The 15,879-nt window shown below is 66.7% G+C and carries 14 protein-coding genes; 8 read left to right on the top strand and 6 right to left on the bottom strand.

Annotation, left to right across the window (positions count from 1 at the left end):
* Positions 1–311: 311 nt before the first annotated feature.
* Together AZH51_RS04380 and AZH51_RS04375 are read right to left on the bottom strand one after the other, a co-directional pair.
* On the bottom strand, positions 312–1,739 hold the full coding sequence (locus AZH51_RS04380) for an IS1380 family transposase (RefSeq protein WP_291521733.1): 1,428 nt from the start codon (positions 1,737–1,739) through the stop codon (positions 312–314).
* 14 nt (positions 1,740–1,753) lie between these two features.
* Positions 1,754–3,163: an MFS transporter gene (locus AZH51_RS04375; protein ID WP_291521731.1), complete on the bottom strand. Its 1,410-nt coding sequence runs from the start codon at positions 3,161–3,163 to the stop codon at positions 1,754–1,756.
* An 85-nt stretch (positions 3,164–3,248) separates the two neighbouring features.
* On the opposite strand from AZH51_RS04375, the gene AZH51_RS04370 reads away from it, so the two are divergent.
* Positions 3,249–3,857, top strand: coding sequence for a TetR/AcrR family transcriptional regulator (locus AZH51_RS04370; RefSeq protein WP_291521729.1), 609 nt, complete (start codon positions 3,249–3,251; stop codon positions 3,855–3,857).
* 1,171 nt (positions 3,858–5,028) lie between these two features.
* Here AZH51_RS04370 and AZH51_RS04365 read toward each other — a convergent pair.
* The 4 genes from AZH51_RS04365 to AZH51_RS04350 all read right to left on the bottom strand — a co-directional run bounded on the left by AZH51_RS04365 (position 5,029) and on the right by AZH51_RS04350 (position 8,825).
* Positions 5,029–6,221, bottom strand: a protein-coding gene (locus AZH51_RS04365) for an IS3 family transposase (RefSeq protein ID WP_291521728.1) whose coding sequence is annotated in 2 segments (ribosomal slippage) — positions 5,029–5,934 and positions 5,937–6,221 — 1,191 coding nt in all. Because the reading frame shifts where the segments join, the coding sequence is not laid out codon by codon here.
* 51 nt (positions 6,222–6,272) lie between these two features.
* Positions 6,273–6,917, bottom strand: a complete 645-nt coding sequence (locus AZH51_RS04360; RefSeq protein WP_291521726.1) for a hypothetical protein — start codon at positions 6,915–6,917, stop codon at positions 6,273–6,275.
* A 70-nt stretch (positions 6,918–6,987) separates the two neighbouring features.
* Positions 6,988–8,112, bottom strand: a complete 1,125-nt coding sequence (locus AZH51_RS04355; RefSeq protein ID WP_291521724.1) for an ATP-binding protein — start codon at positions 8,110–8,112, stop codon at positions 6,988–6,990.
* Complete coding sequence (locus AZH51_RS04350; protein WP_050347464.1) at positions 8,109–8,825, bottom strand: response regulator transcription factor; 717 nt, start codon at positions 8,823–8,825, stop codon at positions 8,109–8,111. The genes AZH51_RS04355 and AZH51_RS04350 overlap by 4 nt, the downstream gene beginning before the upstream one ends.
* Before the next feature lie 171 nt (positions 8,826–8,996).
* On the opposite strand from AZH51_RS04350, the gene AZH51_RS04345 reads away from it, so the two are divergent.
* The 7 genes from AZH51_RS04345 to AZH51_RS04315 all read left to right on the top strand — a co-directional run bounded on the left by AZH51_RS04345 (position 8,997) and on the right by AZH51_RS04315 (position 15,691).
* Positions 8,997–9,236: an SHOCT domain-containing protein gene (locus AZH51_RS04345; protein WP_050347465.1), complete on the top strand. Its 240-nt coding sequence runs from the start codon at positions 8,997–8,999 to the stop codon at positions 9,234–9,236.
* A 28-nt stretch (positions 9,237–9,264) separates the two neighbouring features.
* A complete protein-coding gene (locus AZH51_RS04340) occupies positions 9,265–10,767 on the top strand; it encodes a multicopper oxidase family protein (RefSeq protein ID WP_291521721.1) in 1,503 nt (500 codons plus the stop codon).
* Positions 10,764–11,681, top strand: a complete 918-nt coding sequence (locus AZH51_RS04335) for a F510_1955 family glycosylhydrolase (protein ID WP_291521719.1) — start codon at positions 10,764–10,766, stop codon at positions 11,679–11,681. Before AZH51_RS04340 ends, AZH51_RS04335 begins: the two co-directional genes overlap by 4 nt.
* Before the next feature lie 113 nt (positions 11,682–11,794).
* Positions 11,795–12,079: a hypothetical protein gene (locus AZH51_RS04330; RefSeq protein ID WP_050347468.1), complete on the top strand. Its 285-nt coding sequence runs from the start codon at positions 11,795–11,797 to the stop codon at positions 12,077–12,079.
* A 108-nt stretch (positions 12,080–12,187) separates the two neighbouring features.
* Positions 12,188–12,793, top strand: coding sequence for a DUF305 domain-containing protein (locus tag AZH51_RS04325; protein WP_291521715.1), 606 nt, complete (start codon positions 12,188–12,190; stop codon positions 12,791–12,793).
* A 26-nt stretch (positions 12,794–12,819) separates the two neighbouring features.
* Entirely contained in the window at positions 12,820–15,180 is a 2,361-nt protein-coding gene (locus AZH51_RS04320; protein WP_291521713.1) for a heavy metal translocating P-type ATPase, read from the top strand.
* A gap of 208 nt (positions 15,181–15,388) precedes the next feature.
* On the top strand, positions 15,389–15,691 hold the full coding sequence (locus AZH51_RS04315) for a hypothetical protein (protein ID WP_291521711.1): 303 nt from the start codon (positions 15,389–15,391) through the stop codon (positions 15,689–15,691).
* Positions 15,692–15,879: the final 188 nt, after the last annotated feature.

Below are 15,879 nucleotides of genomic sequence, written 5' to 3'. Positions count from 1 at the left end.
CCGTGTCGTGCGTCGGCTCGACCTGCTCTTCGTTCATGTCCTGCAGTGTCATGCGTCCCTATTCCGATCCCGCCCACAGCAGTGGGCGTGTCACGGACCAGAAACACCGAAACTGCGATAGTCCCAACGGTCGCGGTGTCTACCTTCTCGACCCATCAGGCAACTACTTAGCCTCGATCCACCGATTTGCCGTGCCGCCGTAGCGAATCCGAGTTTCAAGGTTCAGGGTCGCTGGTGAGCGTGCTGGATTGCCCGGCCTCGCTGCCAGGGTGTTCCACGGGTCGTTGGTTCGGGCCTTTTCGGCGATTCGGTCAGGGAGTGACCGTCCCGGGCGGTCCGCAGGTGCTGTTGAACAGCCGTGTCCAGGCATCCTTCCACGGCCACCGGGTGGGCAGGTGGAGCGTGAGGCGTCGTGCGGAGGATGCGATACGTGCGGGCACGTTGATCAGCTTGCGCCGGATGCTGGTCGTAGTGGCCTTCGCTATGACGCTGCTGCCGCTGAGTGCTGCAGCCGCTCGGGTGAGGTTGAACGCCATCACGGCCAGCACGAGCCACGCGGCGTTGGCGGTGAACCGGCCTGAGGGCAGATGCGCCAGCGCGGACGCCTTGAGGTCGGCGTGGACCTGCTCGATGATCGCGTGCTGCCGGTGAGCTTTGTCGGCCGCGACGGTGTCCAGCACGTCCGAGTTGGTGGTGGTGAAGAACGCATGGAACCGCCACGAGTCGAACAGAGTGCCCTGACCCTCGTCGCTCTTGGTGCTGAGGTCGGGGATACGCCGGACCACCAGCCGTCCTGGCACTCGTTGGCCGCGTTTCTTGGAGCTGAAGGCGGTAAAGTCGATCTCAGCGACTTCGGCACGTGAGATCCATTGACCGGTGGTCTCGTCGAAGAGGGCGTCGGTGTACTCGATGGTGGTCCATGCCTTTTCGGAGATCGTGCTGATCGCGGCACGGACCTTGGGGTCGAGGCGGACGGTGACCGACACGTCCGCGCCCGCTCGTAGGGCGGCACTGACGGTGGGGAACCCGTAGAAGGCGGAGTCCGCGCGCAGCAGAACCTGCCCGCGACTGTTCGGGCCACGCATGGTTCTGAGCGTGGACAGGGCGTCGGCCACGATCCTGGCCGCGCCACGAGGCGAGCCGCACGCTCCCTTGCGCAGGCGTTGGGACAGGATCACCGGAGCCGCCTGGCTGGTGGTGACGGTCGCGATGAGCGCGTTGAGGCCACGGACACCGGAGTACCCGTAGCCCGAGCCCTGTTTGGTGTGCCCGTGGACCTCGATGATCGTGTCGTCGATATCGACCATCACCGGGCCATCGAGTCCCGTGGTGACCGGCGTGGAGTTGGAGAGGGTGGTCAGGAAACGGGACGCGACGGCGTCGAGCTGTCGCACGTGTCCGAAGGCGAAGGAGCGCAGGAACGAGCCGAGTGTGGAGGGCGCGTACGGGCGGGTCAGTACTTTGGGCATCGCACCGTGTCGCAGCAGGCCCATGTCATCAATGCTGTCCGCGCCAGCGAGCATCCCGGTGACCAATGAGGCAACCTTCAGTCCCGCATTGGCTCCCTTGTCCGTGGGCACTGTCAGGTGCTGCTCGGCGAGAGTGACCAGCCCGGCGGACTCGGCGAGACGGTGCACCGGCACCACCCCCGCGGACCCGATGAGATTCGGGTCGTCGAAGACCGCCGATGCGACGTGGTTGACGGCTGATTGCCGTGCATCATCGCGGCGTACGGCCATCGAACGCGACCTGCTCAGCGCAGCGACTTAGCGGGTAGCCGCGCACCAGACTCATCTGTCGTCGGATTGCCGCGGTGGGGGCGGGTTGTCACGGCGGCGATCAGCCCTGCGAGCAGGTACGCCGCCGCGACGAAGCCGAGGGAGAGGTGTAGCCCGTGGTACCAGTCAGATGTGCTTTGCAGGACGAGGCCGATGATGGCGACTCCGACCAGGATCCCGAGCTGACGGTTTGTGTTGAGTACTGCACCCGCATGATTCGCGTGTTCGTCGCCGGCTGCTTGTACGGTGGCCGCTGTCATCGATGCGGTTACCAACCCGGCACCGCTGTTGGCGAGGCCAAGGATGACCGCTAGGTACCAATAGGGCGTGGCCGTGTTTACCGGCAACAAGAGAACGGTTGCGATTCCCGCGATCCCGAGGCAGGCCGCCATGATGGTGGAGTTGCTGACTCGGTGGTGGATCTGGGTGTAGGCCAAGTTCCCCAGCGGAAAGCACACTGTCATCGGCAGGAGTTCTAGGCCGGCCTCGATCGCGCTGACGTGGCGGGCGGTCTGAAAGAACAGACCCATGAGGTAGAGGCACCCGTAGAGCGCTCCGCTGTAGAGGAACCCCACGGCGTTGACGCCGCTGAACGAGCGGCGTCCGAATAGCCGCCAGGGCATGATCGGGTCACTCACCCTCAGTTGGTGGCCGGTCAGCACTGCGGCCGCGACGATCAATAGCAGGACAGCTATCAGGATTTGGGGTGCACCAAATCCGCTGGTGTGCCCCTGGATCAAGACGAATGCTCCGGACGCGACGGCGACGAAGAAGAGGGCATTGCCGACAGTTGAGACCCGCTGTCCGGTGCCAGGAGTCGCAGGGATGACGCGAGTCGTCAGAACGATCCCGACGATCACGACGGGAATGTTGATCAGGAAGATGCTGCGCCAACCGAATGCGCCGACCAGGATCCCGCCGAGCGACGGGCCGATGGCCGCGGACGTGGCAACCATCGCCGACCACAGGCCGAGCATCCGCGCTCGTTGGGCAGGTTCGGTGAACATCCCGACCAGCAGAGCCAGCGAGCTCGGCATGAACAGCGCCGCTCCAGCACCTTCGACGGCCCGCGCCACGATCAAGGTTGCCTCGTTCGGGGCCAGAGCACACCCGATAGACGCCAGGAGAAACACGGCCATGCCTGCCAGATATAGACGCCTACTCCCGTACGCCGTGGCCAGCGCCCCGCCCAGCAGCAGCAACGACGCGAAGGTCAACACATACACGTCGACAATCCACGTGATGCCGGTCAACGAGCTGTGCAAGCTCTTGCCAATGTCGACCGCGGCAACGTTGACCACGGTGGCGTCCACCGAAGCCATCACAAACCCCGAGGCCAGCGCCGCCAGCACCAGCACAGATGACGAACGAGGTGAAGATCCCACAACCACTCCTAAGCGGACGAGTAAGTTCCGATTACGACGCTAGCCTAAGCGGAACGTTCTCGTCCACTTTGATAGTGTTGTCTTCATGAGGAAGGACTCCGCGGCACGAACGCTGCTCTTGGGTGATCAGCCACCCCGGGCGGACGCCGAACGCAACGTTGATGCGCTGCTGGCGGCGACACATGCGTTCGTCCTCGCCGGAAACCTCGACCCGTCAGCGGCCCAGATCGCAGCCCGAGCTGGTGTCGGCGTCGGAACGCTCTACCGCCGAGCGCCCAGGAAAGAGACCCTCTTGGCCGCAGTCGTCGTGGATCTGCTCGACGACGTCAGTGCCCGGGCCACGCTTGTCGCAGACGGCTCGGCCGACGCATGGGGACAGTTCAGAACGTTCGCACTGGCTTATCTCGAGATCCGTCAGATCACCTGCCGGATCAGCCACGCCCTGGAAGAAGAGTTCAACGGCGCGGTCGGCGCGGCCATGGCACGAACCAGGGAAGCCTTCAGTGCAATGACGGCGCGGTTGCACGACCGCGGCGCGATCGACAGCACGCTCACCGCCGAAGAACTCATGGTCATGCTCGCCTCCATCGACCCCGTTGACGCAACCCTTGGCCTACGACCCGACACACAGCGCCAACAGGCGGCCACACGCCGCATCATCGACAGCCTTCGACCACACGCGTCCTCCCAGTAATCAACAGCTCGGACCATCGATCGCCGCCACGGGTCCCGACCAACACCCCGCAGGTGAAGAACCCTGCCCGCTGCGCCTCGCTCGAATGCCGCTGCGCAGCAACGGAATCCATGCCAGGAAGGCATCGCGCGATCATCACAATCGGTGGATCCGGGCTTAGAGCTGCTCACGCGCCCATACCTCTAGACCGCCGTACCGGGGCGATTCAGTGTGGGCACCGTCGTCCCTTTGGCTCGGGTGATTTGTCGTTGACCTCGGGCCGTACTCGAGGACGTCTCGGCCTTGGGCATCGAACCAGAGGTGGCCGGGGGCGTATTGGAATCCGTGCTCGTTGAGCCACACCAGAGCTGCCGTAACGAATCCTGAGCGATGCCCACGCGGCACGATTTTCTACTTTGCGCAGTCCGGCCCACTGGCGCCGGAACGTGCAACGTTCGCCCGGCAGAATTGTGCAGTCTTGGCTGCATCTCGACATTCGTTGTCGAGATGCAGCCAATCTTGCGCAACCTCAAAGGCTATGTAACATAAACGTACTGTTATGGATCCCGATTAGGATCGGCCAAGACGTTATAGAGCCCGTCGGTGACTGCTCGTCGCCGCCGGGCGTCTGCCACACGGTCACGGCGGCAAGAGCAGCCAGCGGACGACGCGGTGCCGCACTAGCCCTCCTGACCGGCGACGACTCGACGAGCCTCCGGCAGGACGTCTCCATCTATCTGGCGGGCGCCCTGGACGGGCTGACGTGGTTCCGAGCTCTAGGCACGGGGTAAATAGCCTTGCCCGCTGCCATTGGGCAAGGACTCCCCGCTGTCGCCGACTACCCTCCGCACCTGGCCTGCGTGGGGCTAAAGGTGTCGCATCGGAAACCGCGATTCCCATAGGTTCGCCGGCATGCGTACGTATGAAGAGCTTGTCGCCGAAGCCGCAGCGGCTGATGTGACCGGTTGGGACTTCAGCTGGCTCGATGGGAGGGCCATCGAGGAGCGCGCCCCGTGGGGCTTCGCCGACCTCCTCTCGGCCGCTTGGCGAACGTCGACAGCGCCTTGGACATTGACACCGGCGGCGGTGAGATCGTCAACGAGTCGTCGCGGCTGCCTCCACACATGGTCGTGACGGAGTCGTGGCCGCCCAACGCTCAAGGGACTGCTGCACCGATAGGTGACAGGTTGGGTCAAGCAGCCTGAGTGGCTGGTGTGGTCATGATGGTCTCGTACTCGATGGGGGTCAATCGGCCGAGGGCGTCTTGCCTGCGGCGGCGGTGGTAGGTCCTCTCGATCCAGGTGACGATCGCGATTCGCAGCTCTTGCCGGGTGGCCCAGGAGCGGCGATCGAGCACGTTCTTCTGAAGCAGGGAGAAGAAGCTCTCCATGGCCGCGTTGTCACCGCAGGCGCCGACTCGACCCATCGATCCGATCATGGCGTGTCGGCCCAGTGCGTGGACGTGCTTCCGGCTGCGAAATTGGGATCCTCGATCGGTGTGTAGCACGCAGCCGGCCACGTCACCCCGCCTGGCGACGGCGTTGTTCAGGGCCGCGACCGCCAGCCGTGACTTCATCCTCGAGTCGATCGAGTAGCCGACGATCCGGTTGGAGAAGACGTCCTTGACCGCGCAGAGGTAGAGCTTCCCTTCCGCGGTCCAGTGTTCGGTGATGTCGGCCAGCCACAACTGGTTCGGGCCGTCCGCGGTGAAGACGTGCCGGGTCACGCCGTGCCTGTCCACGACGGCGCACCGGTCGTCGTGGACCGGCGGTCCGGCCTTCTTGCCATTGCGGGCGCGCTTCTTGCCGAACGCGGACCACCAGCCCTGCTGGGAGCAGATCGCCCACGCGGTCCGCTCGGTCATCACCTGCCCGGCGTCGGCCGCTTCCTCGTGCAGGTACCGGTACCCGAACTCCGGGTCCTCGCGGTGAGCGTCGAACAGCGCGTTCGCCCGGTGCGCCGCAACCCAGTCAGCGTCGGTCACCGGCGCCTGGAGCCACCGGTAGTACGGCTGGCGAGCGATCTTGAGCACCCGGCACGTCACCGTCACGGGGATCCCGTCAACGGCCAACTCACGGACGAGCGGGTACATCATTTTCCCGGCAGGTTCGCCTGCGACAGGTACGCCGCCGCCCGCCGCAGCACCTCGTTCTCCTGCTCCAGCAACCGGTTGCGCCGCTTGAGCTCGCGCAGCTCGGCCAGCTCTTCACGGCCCGGACCGGACTTCACGCCGGCGTCGCGATCGGCCTGGGTCATCCAGTTCGTCAGACACGACTCGGAGATCCCGAAGTCCTTCGCGACCTGCTTGAGGGTGACCCCGTCCTCGCGGGCTCGGGCCACCCGCACGACATCGTCGCGGAACTCCTCGGGGTAGGGCTTCGGCATGGTGCACATCCTCTCCCGCGGCACCTCACGGCACCACAGATCGGTTGTCACCTATCGGTGCAGCAGTCCCGACAGCATCATCTCCGGTTGGGGGGTTAGCGGGACCGCAACGACGAACAGTTGGGCTTGGCGTCGAAGATCCGCCGGGATCGGGTCCCGCTCGACGTATCTGGCCAGTTCGTGGCGCGCTGGCTCCACGTCTGCTGCTCTGCCTGCGTGCAGGCGCCGTACCTCCTCGTCCGAGAGCCGCGTCCGTGTCTTGTCGCCTCGGCCGTAGTACACGCCCTCGACCATGTGGGGGGCTTGCCCAGAAGCTGCAACCTGCACGACGAGGTAACCCATGCCGGCGTCCTTGCCGCCTTGAATCGGGGCTGTTGTGACCGCGAGGGGCGGGTCGACCAGTGAGCGAGCAACCTGCTCCACGCGTTCGCTGAGTCCGTGTAGCGGCTGGGGTTCCAGTTGGGGAAGGGAGTCCTTGACCTCCGCAACGCCCACAAGCAGCGTGCCGCCGTCGATAGCGAACTGGGCGAGGTCGCGAGCAAGCTCCTTGTTGGCGGCTCGACCTGGCGCGATCTCGCGCTTCAGATCGAGGAAGTGCGTTTCCTCGAGCAGCCCATCTCGCAAGGCCGATTCGATGTCACCCTCCGTTGTGGGCGACCACCGTGGTGTCCGCGGGCTGAGGTATGCGTCAGTCACGAACGTGATCATCCCTGATAAGTGCGCCGCACCGGTCGGCTGAGCCAGGACGGACTCGACCGGCGCTGCGTCATGCCAGGCCCAGCGTGATCGTGAACGACGCGCCCTGCCCGAGACCGGGGCTGTCCGCGGTCAGGCTGCCGCCATGGGCGTCGACGATGGCTTTGCTGATGGTGAGACCGATACCGGAGCCGGTGCGGTCCCGGGTCCGAGCAGAGTCGCCTCGGTAGAAGCGTTCAAAGGCGTGAGCGAGCTGTTCTGTGGTCAAGCCCTCCCCGTTGTCCGCGACGGTGATGGTCGCCTCCCGATCGGCCCGGCCGCCGACAATGGTCACGGTCCCCCCGACAGGGGTGTGCCGGAGCGCGTTGGACAGGAGGTTGGTGAGAACCTGTCCGATGCGGTTGCGGTCGACGGTGACGTGCAGACCCGCGATGGCGTCCGTGTCGACCACGAGGTTGACGCCCTTGTCGGCGTAGTGGTCTCGCATGCCCTCGTGGGCGGCCCACAGCAGTGTGGCCAAGGGGATGTCTTGCCGGTCGAGTCCGAGGCGGCCCTCCTCTGCGGTGGAGACTTCGTCGATGTCGTCGGCCAAGCGGGCCAGCCGGCCGGTTTGCTCGGCCAGTGCGGTGCGGGACTCGGGGCCAAGTTGCGCCACCCCGTCGTGCAGTCCCTCGTGGTAGGCGCTGAGGGTGGCGATCGGTGTCCGCAGCTCGTGGGCCAGGTCGGACAGCATGCGCCGACGGGTGTCCTCGACCCCTTCCAGGCGTGCGGCCATGTCGTTGAACGTGTCGGCGAGGGTCTCCAGTTCGGTGCCGGCCCCCATGCTCGGCACCCGGGTCCCGTAGTGACCTCGGGACAGTTCTCGGGCAGCACCAGTGATCTGGTTGAGCGGATCCCGTAGGCGGCGGGTGAGGAACCAGCTGACTGCGGTCGCAGCCAGTAGCGAGATCAGCAGTGCGCCACCCACGGAGATGAGGGAGGCATCCCGGTAGGCCATCTCGATGTGGGCCAGCTCGGGCGAGTTCTCTCGATGGCCGGACTGAAGAAGGTGATCGTGGAAGATCGGGGGACCCACCAAGGTGGCGACCAGCCCGGCGGTCAGGGCCCCGGCGAGCAGCACGATCGTCTGACCTGCGAGAAGGCGACCGGCCAGACCTCGTGGCCATGCCCGGCTCGGAGCTTGTCTGGCGGTCATCCTCGGCCCATCCGGTAGCCGACACCCCGGACCGTCGCGATGTACTGGCCGCTGTCCGGGCTGTCCCCGAGCTTCTTGCGCAGGTGGGCGATATGGACGTCGACGAGGTGCTCATCGCCGACCCAGCCGCCCCCCCAGACCTCCTCGATGAGCTGCCGACGGGAGAAGGCCATGGTCGGACGCGCGGCCAGGACCATCAACAGGTCACGTTCGGTGGGTGTGAGGGCGACCGGTTCGCCGTGCAGGTGGACCTGCTGACCGGCCGAGTCCACCCGCAGCGCGCCGAACACCCACGCGGGCTGACTCTGGGTCTGTGCCGGTGAGCCGGCCCGCGGGCGGCGCAGGACGGCTTGGACGCGCGCGACGAGCTCACGGACGCTGAAGGGCTTGGTGACGTAGTCGTCTGCCCCCACCGACAGCCCGATGAGGGTGTCGACCTCGTCCTTGCGGGCGGTGACGACGATGACGTAGCAGTCGCTGAAGGTGCGGATCTGCCGACACACCTCGATGCCGTCCAGGCCGGGGAGCCCCAGGTCGAGGATCACGACCTCCGGTCCGGACTCGCGGACCAGCGCCAGTCCCTCCGGACCGGTGTGGGCGACCAGGGTCTGGTACCCGGCGCGGGACAGGTAGGCGGCGACCATCCCGGCGAGGGTGGTCTCGTCCTCGATCACCAGCACGGTCGCTGGCGCATCTGATGCTGTCGTCCTCACATCCGCCAGTCTCTCCCACGCGCGTGCCGCGTCCACGGGTGCCTGCGCACGACCCCACGGGGATCTTCGTCAAACCTGAACCTGGCGGCAGTTGGGCCTTCAGACCGGGACCCGACGCTGGATCGTGCCGGGCACCTCTCACGTCCGGTCAGATCGGGAAGGAGCCCGCCGATGATGTGGGGAAACGGCTACGGCATGACGTGGTGGATGTGGCTGGCGATGGGAACCGGAACCTTGGCGTTCTGGGTCGTCATCGTCCTGGCCCTGCGGGCACTGCTCCCGGGTCGGGAAAAGAGGGACGTTACGCAGCGTCCTGACCCGTTGACCCTGCTCAAGGAGCGCCTGGCCAGCGGCGATGTCAACCCGGAGGAGTACGAGCAGCGGCGACGTCTGATCGTCGACGGTCACTGACTCACCAACGCACTGCACGAAAGGCACCATGAGCACTCACGCACTGACCCGCCGCAACCTCCTCCTGGGCGGCCTCGGGGTGGCAGCCACCGCGACCCTGACGGCCTGCACCGGCGCCCGCGGCACCACCGGCACCCCCACACGCACCATCGGGGCACCGGCCCCGGTCACACCATCGGCCGGGCAGAGGGTCGTCGAGAAGGCACTCACCGCCAAACCGGTGACCTTGGACCTGGGTGGCCGGTCGGTATCGACATGGGCCTACGGCGAGACCGTGCCCGGTCCCTTGGCGCGGGCCAAGGCAGGTGATCTCCTGCGAATCAACCTCGACAACCAGCTCCCGGCCGACACCACGATCCACTGGCACGGCATCCGGCTGCGCAACGCCGCCGACGGCGTGCCCGGACAGACCCAGGACCCCATCCGGCCCGGCTCCACGTACGTGTACGAGTTCACCGCTCCCGACCCCGGCACGTACTTCTTCCACCCTCACGTCGGAGTTCAACTCGACCGGGGGCTGTATGCCCCGATGGTCATCGAGGACCCCAACGAGCCCGGCAACTACGACACCGAATGGACTCTCGTGCTGGACGACTGGGTCGACGGCACCGGCACCACCCCGGACGAGGTCCTCAAGAAGCTCATCGCCGACGGCGGCCCCGCCACCGGCTCCATGGGGGGCATGGGTGGCATGGGTGGCATGGACCACGGCTCCATGGGCGGCATGGGAGCCGGCCCCTGGGGTGACGCCGGGGACGTCGCCTACCCCCTGTTCCTCATCAACGGGCGACCACCGAACGACCCGGATGTCCTGACCGCCAAACCCGGGCAACGGGTCCGGCTGCGGATCATCAGCGCCGCCTCCGACACCATCTTCACGGTCGCCCTCGGCGGGCACCGGCTCACCGTCACCCACACCGACGGGCACGCGGTCGAGCCGGCCGAGGTCGACGCCCTCTACATCGGCATGGGTGAACGCTACGACGCGGTCGTCACCCTCAAGGACGGGGCCTTCCCTTTCGTGGCCAGGCCGTTCGGCAAGACCAGCGGCGGCCAGGCCATGGCCCTGGTCCGCACCGGGAGCGGGACCCCTCCCGGTGCGGACATCACCCCGAACGAACTCACCGGACAGATTCTGATCGGCTCCCAGCTCCAGCCGGCCCCATCCGCGAAACTCCCCGAGCGCGAACCGGACGCCCAGGCCCAGCTCACCCTGAACGGCTCCATGAAGCCCTACCAGTGGGGCATCAACGGCGCCACGTTCGGCGACAACGACCCACTGACCGTCAAGGCCGGGCAGCGGCTGCGGATCCACGCCACCAACATGACGATGATGACCCACCCGCTGCACCTGCACGGTCACACCTTCGCCCTGCCGTCGGGGCTGCGGAAGGACACGGTGCTGATGGCGCCGATGCAGTCGTTCGCCATCGACCTGGACGCCGACAACGTCGGGGACTGGATGATCCACTGCCACAACATCTACCACGCCGAGGCCGGCATGATGATCGCCCTCAACTACACCGCATGAGGCGCCTGCAACGAGATGCTCTCGTCGCCGCCGGGATCGTCGCGGCGCTGGCCACGCTCTCAGCGTGCGCCGGTTCGGTGACCCCGCAACCGGGACGTGCCACATTCTCGACGATGACCAGCGCCCCCGCCGCGGAGCAGGGTTCGTCCACCCGGCTGCCGACAGCTCAGCCGCCGATCGCGATCACCCATATCCATGCGGTCGCCCGCCACCCGAGGACGGGAGACTTGCTGCTGGCCACCCACGAGGGCCTGTTCCGGCAGATCGACGGGCAACTGCGCCAGACCGGGCCAGTCATCGACCTGATGAGCTTCGCCGTCGCCTCCGACGGCACCTTCTACGCCTCTGGACACCCCGGAACCGAAACCGACCTGCCGCAACCCGTCGGTCTCATCACCTCCACCGACGGCGGCGCCACCTGGCAGGTCGCGTCACGCGGTGGACAGTCCGACTTCCACGCCCTGACCGTTGGTGCCGGCACGGTCACCGGCTTCGACGGTGCACTCCGCACCACCACCGACAACACCACCTGGACCCAGCACACCATCCCTGCGCCACCACGCGACCTGGCAGCCGCTCCCCGGACTGGCACCCTGCTCGCCACCACCAGCAGAGGCCTATTTACCAGCACCGACAACGGCACCACTTGGACCACGCTCTCACCGCCCGAGGTCGCCGTGCTGGCGGCCTGGGCCGACGACTCCACCGCCGTGATCGTCACCACCACCGGCCGCCTGGCCACCAGCACCGACTCAGGACGTACCTGGACCCTGCACCCCAAGAGCATCGGCGCAGCCGAGGCACTGCACGCCCAACGCAGCCCGGACGGGCAGCTCGAGATCATCGCCGTCGTCGGCGACACAGTGATCCGCACCATGGACGCCGGCGCCAGCACACAGATCCTCGTCCAGTAACGGCGCCAGGGATCTTGACCCGTCCTTCACCCGACCTCGATGTCGCCAACACGGTGACCTAGGACTCTGAGATGTCAGGCACCAACGCCCGGACCCTAGGAAGGAGAGACCCAATGAAGTCCCAGCCGCAGAACCCCACGCAGAGCTACGCCCCGTTCGCTCCGCCTCCCCCCGCCCCCACGGATCAGCCGACGCCGGAGCACTCCCCCTCCGGGGGTCATTCCCACGGATGGCTGATGTGGCTGATGTGCCTACCCATGCTCATCCTCGTCGGTGCTCTCATCGTCACCGGGGGACTGGGTGCCGGCGGGCTCCTCTACGCCCTCGGCTGCCTGGCCATGATGGGCGTGATGATGCTGTGGATGAACCACGGCAACAACGGCGGCATGAGGCATTAGCCAGCTGGGCCAAGTGACCTTGACCAAATCTCAGCCCCACCACTGTCGGACCGCGACGTGTGTGGCGAAGGCTCGACCAGACACCCGAACCCCCCGAGGAGACCTCCGATGCCCAGCCTCACCACGCGCGCCGCGCTGCTCACAGCCGCCGGTGTCCTGACCGCCGCCACGCTCACTGCGTGCTCGAACACCACCGACAGCTCCATGCCTGGCATGGACCACAGCGCGACACCCATGACGAGTAGCGCCACCGCCGGCTCCTCCGCCGACTCCAAGGCCGGGGACGTCATGTTCGTCCAGATGATGATCCCGCACCACCAGCAGGCGATCGAGATGGCCGACATGGCCCTGTCGAAGACCACCGCCTCAGGGAAGGTCAAGGGGCTGGCCACCGACATCAAGAAGGCCCAGGACCCCGAGATCGCCACCATGCGCGGATGGCTGACGTCATGGGGAGCCTCGCCGTCGGCCAGCGGCGGGATGGATCACGGCAGCGGCATGATGAGCGCCGCCGACATGAACAAGCTCAAAGCCGCTCAGGGCGCGGACTTCGACCGGATGTGGATCACGATGATGATCGACCACCACCGAGGAGCGGTGTCGATGGCCGAGCAGGTCCTGGCCACCACCCAGGACCCGGACGTCAAGAAACTGGCCGACGCGATCATCACGGCTCAGAAGGCCGAGATCACCACCATGCAGGGCCTGCTCTGACCCACCCACCCCACGCTGGAGAGACCATGACCGAACACCACCAGCACGTCGGCCATCCAGCCGCCGCCGAGCAGCTGGTCCGCGACCCCGTGTGTGGCATGACCATCGACCCCACCACCGCGTTGAGCGCCGAGCACGACGGCCGCCGGTTCCACTTCTGCTCAGCACACTGCCAAGCCGCGTTCACCGCGAACCCCGCCAAGTACATGGAGACGGTCTCGGAGGATACGTGGCCCGCGCCGCCATCCGACACCAACGGGCATGGCGACGCGGTCGAGTGGACCTGCCCCATGCACCCGGAGATCCGCCGGGACGCACCAGGGTCATGCCCGATCTGTGGGATGGCGCTCGAGCCGGTCACGCTCACCGCAGACAGCGGGCCCAGCCCGGAACTAGCCGACATGACCCGGCGGTTCTGGATCGCCACCGCACTCACCATCCCCATCGTCATCCTGGAGATGGGCCGGCACTTCATCCCATGGCTGCACGACACGATCCCGGGCCCAACCTCCGTCTGGCTGCAGTTCGCGCTCGGCACACCCGTCGTGCTGTGGGCAGGGTGGCCCTTCTTCACCCGCGGCTGGGCCTCGCTGCGCACCCGCAACCTCAACATGTTCACGCTCATCGCAATGGGCACCGGCATCGCCTGGCTGTTCAGCGTGATCGCCACCCTCGCGCCGGGCGTCTTCCCCAGCTCATTCCGTGGGGAGGATGGCACCGTCGACGTCTACTTCGAGGCCGCAGCGGTCATCACCACCCTGGTCCTGCTCGGGCAGGTCCTCGAGCTGCGGGCTCGCGAACAGACCTCCGGAGCCATCAAGGCCCTACTGGACCTGAGCCCCAAGACCGCCCGCCGCATCACCGACGACGGCACCGACGAAGAGGTCCCCCTCGACCAGGTCCAGCTCGGGGACCGGCTACGGGTCCGCCCCGGCGAGGCCGTCCCCGTCGACGGCACCGTCCAGGAAGGTCGGTCTGCGGTTGATGAGTCCCTGGTCACGGGTGAGTCAATGCCCGTGACCAAGGAGGCCGGCGACACCGTGATCGGCGGCACCATAAACGGCAGCGGTGGGCTCGTCATGGTCGCCGAGAAAGTCGGACGCGACACCATGCTCGCCCGCATCGTCGCCATGGTCGCCGACGCGCAACGCTCCCGCGCCCCCATCCAGCGGATGGCCGACAAGGTCTCGGGCATCTTCGTCCCGATCGTGATCGTGGTCGCGGTCGTCGCGTTCATCGTCTGGGCGCTGGTCGGGCCGGACCCCAAGCTGGCCCACGCCTTGATCGTCGCCGTCGCCGTCCTCATCATCGCCTGCCCTTGCGCCCTGGGCCTGGCCACCCCCATGTCGATCATGGTCGGTGTCGGGCGCGGCGCCGGCCTCGGTGTCCTGATCAAGAACGCCGAGGCCCTCGAACGGATGGAAAAGGTGGACACCCTCGTCGTTGACAAGACCGGTACCCTCACCGAGGGCCGGCCCACTGTGACCAGCATCGTCGTCACCGACGGGCGCAGCGAGGAGGACCTGCTCCGCATCGCGGCGGGCGTCGAACGCGCCTCCGAGCACCCCCTCGCCCAAGCGATCGTCACCGCAGCCAGCGAGAAGAACCTGCCCATCCCCGACGTCACCGACTTCGACTCCCCCGTCGGTCGCGGGGTTCTCGGTACCGTCGACGACCACCGAGTCGTCATCGGCAGCGCTGCCTTCCTCACCTCCGAAGGCATTGACACCGCCGGCTTGGCCGAGCGCGCCGACCAGCTTCGCGCGGACGGGGCCACCGTCATCCACATCGGCATCGACGGCCGACCCGCGGGGCTGTTTGCCATTGCCGACCCGGTCAAGCAGACCACCCCGGCTGCCCTCGAGGCACTGCGCAAGGAAGGTATCGGCGTCGTCATGCTCACCGGCGACAACCGCGTCACCGCCAACGCCGTCGCCAAGACCCTCGGCATCGACCGCGTCGAAGCCGAAGTACTGCCCGACCACAAGAGCGACATCGTGTCCAAGCTGCGCGCCGAAGGCCACGTTGTCGCCATGGCCGGCGACGGCATCAACGACGCCCCAGCACTGGCCGCAGCCGACGTCGGCATCGCGATGGGTTCAGGCACCGACGTCGCCATGGAAAGCGCCGGCGTCACCCTCCTCAAGGGAGACCTCACCGGCATCGTTCGCGCCCGACGCCTGTCCGAGAAGACGATGTCCAACATCCGCCAGAACCTGTTCCTGGCCTTCATCTACAACACCCTCGGGATCCCCATCGCAGCCGGAGTCCTCTACCCCGTCCTCGGACTGCTGCTCTCCCCGATCATCGCCGCTGCCGCTATGGCTTTGTCCAGCGTCAGCGTCATCACCAACGCGCTACGCCTGCGCACCCAGAACATCACCTGACACAGCCACACTCAACCGCGGAGGGCACGCGCTGCGCTAAGAAGCCCAGTCGCCCCGGATATCACGAAGGGACCCGCTGGCATGCCCGAGACAACTGCCGCGCAGCTCGACACCGAGCCAACAGGCAACGACGCTCCCGAAAGCCACGACACCGGCACTCGGGGACGGATCGCAGCGGCATGGGTCTGGCTTCAAGGCAGCCATCGGGGTGGCCCTCGGTCTCCTCCCACACCTCGTCCACCACATCGGACTGCTCGCTGGCGTCGCCCTGCTGACCGGTACCGCAGGCAACCTGCTGCTGTACGTGGTCGGGCTGGTGTTGAGCATTCCCCTGCTCCGACGCCTGCACCGGCGCTTCCACACCCGCTGGGCCCCCACCCTGGGAGTCCTCGCCTTCAGCGTCATGTTCGCGCTCTCTGCCTTCGTCGTCGGACCCGCCCTCACCGCCGGCGACACACCCTTGCCCGCCCCGACCGTCACCATTCCGCCCGACCACAACAGCCACCACTGACCTGCGTCACCCCTGCCAGCCGAATCCATGACCCCCGACATTCTCAACCCCCTCGGTCAAGGGGACTATCCGAAATTCGGTGTTTCGGCCCTCATGGTTAGTACTGCTCTGCGGTGGGCCAGCGGCCTTCGAAGACGGTCGCGAACACGTTCAGTGCTGGCTTCCATCGCATGGTCCATCGTGCCTGT

It is taken from the genome of Branchiibius sp. NY16-3462-2, assembly GCF_001594145.1.
In the GTDB taxonomy this organism is placed as follows: domain Bacteria; phylum Actinomycetota; class Actinomycetes; order Actinomycetales; family Dermatophilaceae; genus Branchiibius.
The sequence above is the reverse complement of the archived record's forward strand: the minus strand, read 5'-3'. Positions and strand labels throughout refer to the sequence as shown.

Coding starts and splice junctions, on each gene's coding strand:
- AZH51_RS04330 (WP_050347468.1), top strand. CDS start 11,795: ATGAAGTCCCAGCCGCAGAACCCCACGCAGAGCTACGCCCCGTTCGCT.
- AZH51_RS04370 (WP_291521729.1), top strand. CDS start 3,249: ATGAGGAAGGACTCCGCGGCACGAACGCTGCTCTTGGGTGATCAGCCA.
- AZH51_RS04335 (WP_291521719.1), top strand. CDS start 10,764: ATGAGGCGCCTGCAACGAGATGCTCTCGTCGCCGCCGGGATCGTCGCG.
- AZH51_RS04325 (WP_291521715.1), top strand. CDS start 12,188: ATGCCCAGCCTCACCACGCGCGCCGCGCTGCTCACAGCCGCCGGTGTC.
- AZH51_RS04340 (WP_291521721.1), top strand. CDS start 9,265: ATGAGCACTCACGCACTGACCCGCCGCAACCTCCTCCTGGGCGGCCTC.
- AZH51_RS04355 (WP_291521724.1), bottom strand. CDS start 8,112: ATGACCGCCAGACAAGCTCCGAGCCGGGCATGGCCACGAGGTCTGGCC.
- AZH51_RS04345 (WP_050347465.1), top strand. CDS start 8,997: ATGATGTGGGGAAACGGCTACGGCATGACGTGGTGGATGTGGCTGGCG.
- AZH51_RS04380 (WP_291521733.1), bottom strand. CDS start 1,739: ATGGCCGTACGCCGCGATGATGCACGGCAATCAGCCGTCAACCACGTC.
- AZH51_RS04320 (WP_291521713.1), top strand. CDS start 12,820: ATGACCGAACACCACCAGCACGTCGGCCATCCAGCCGCCGCCGAGCAG.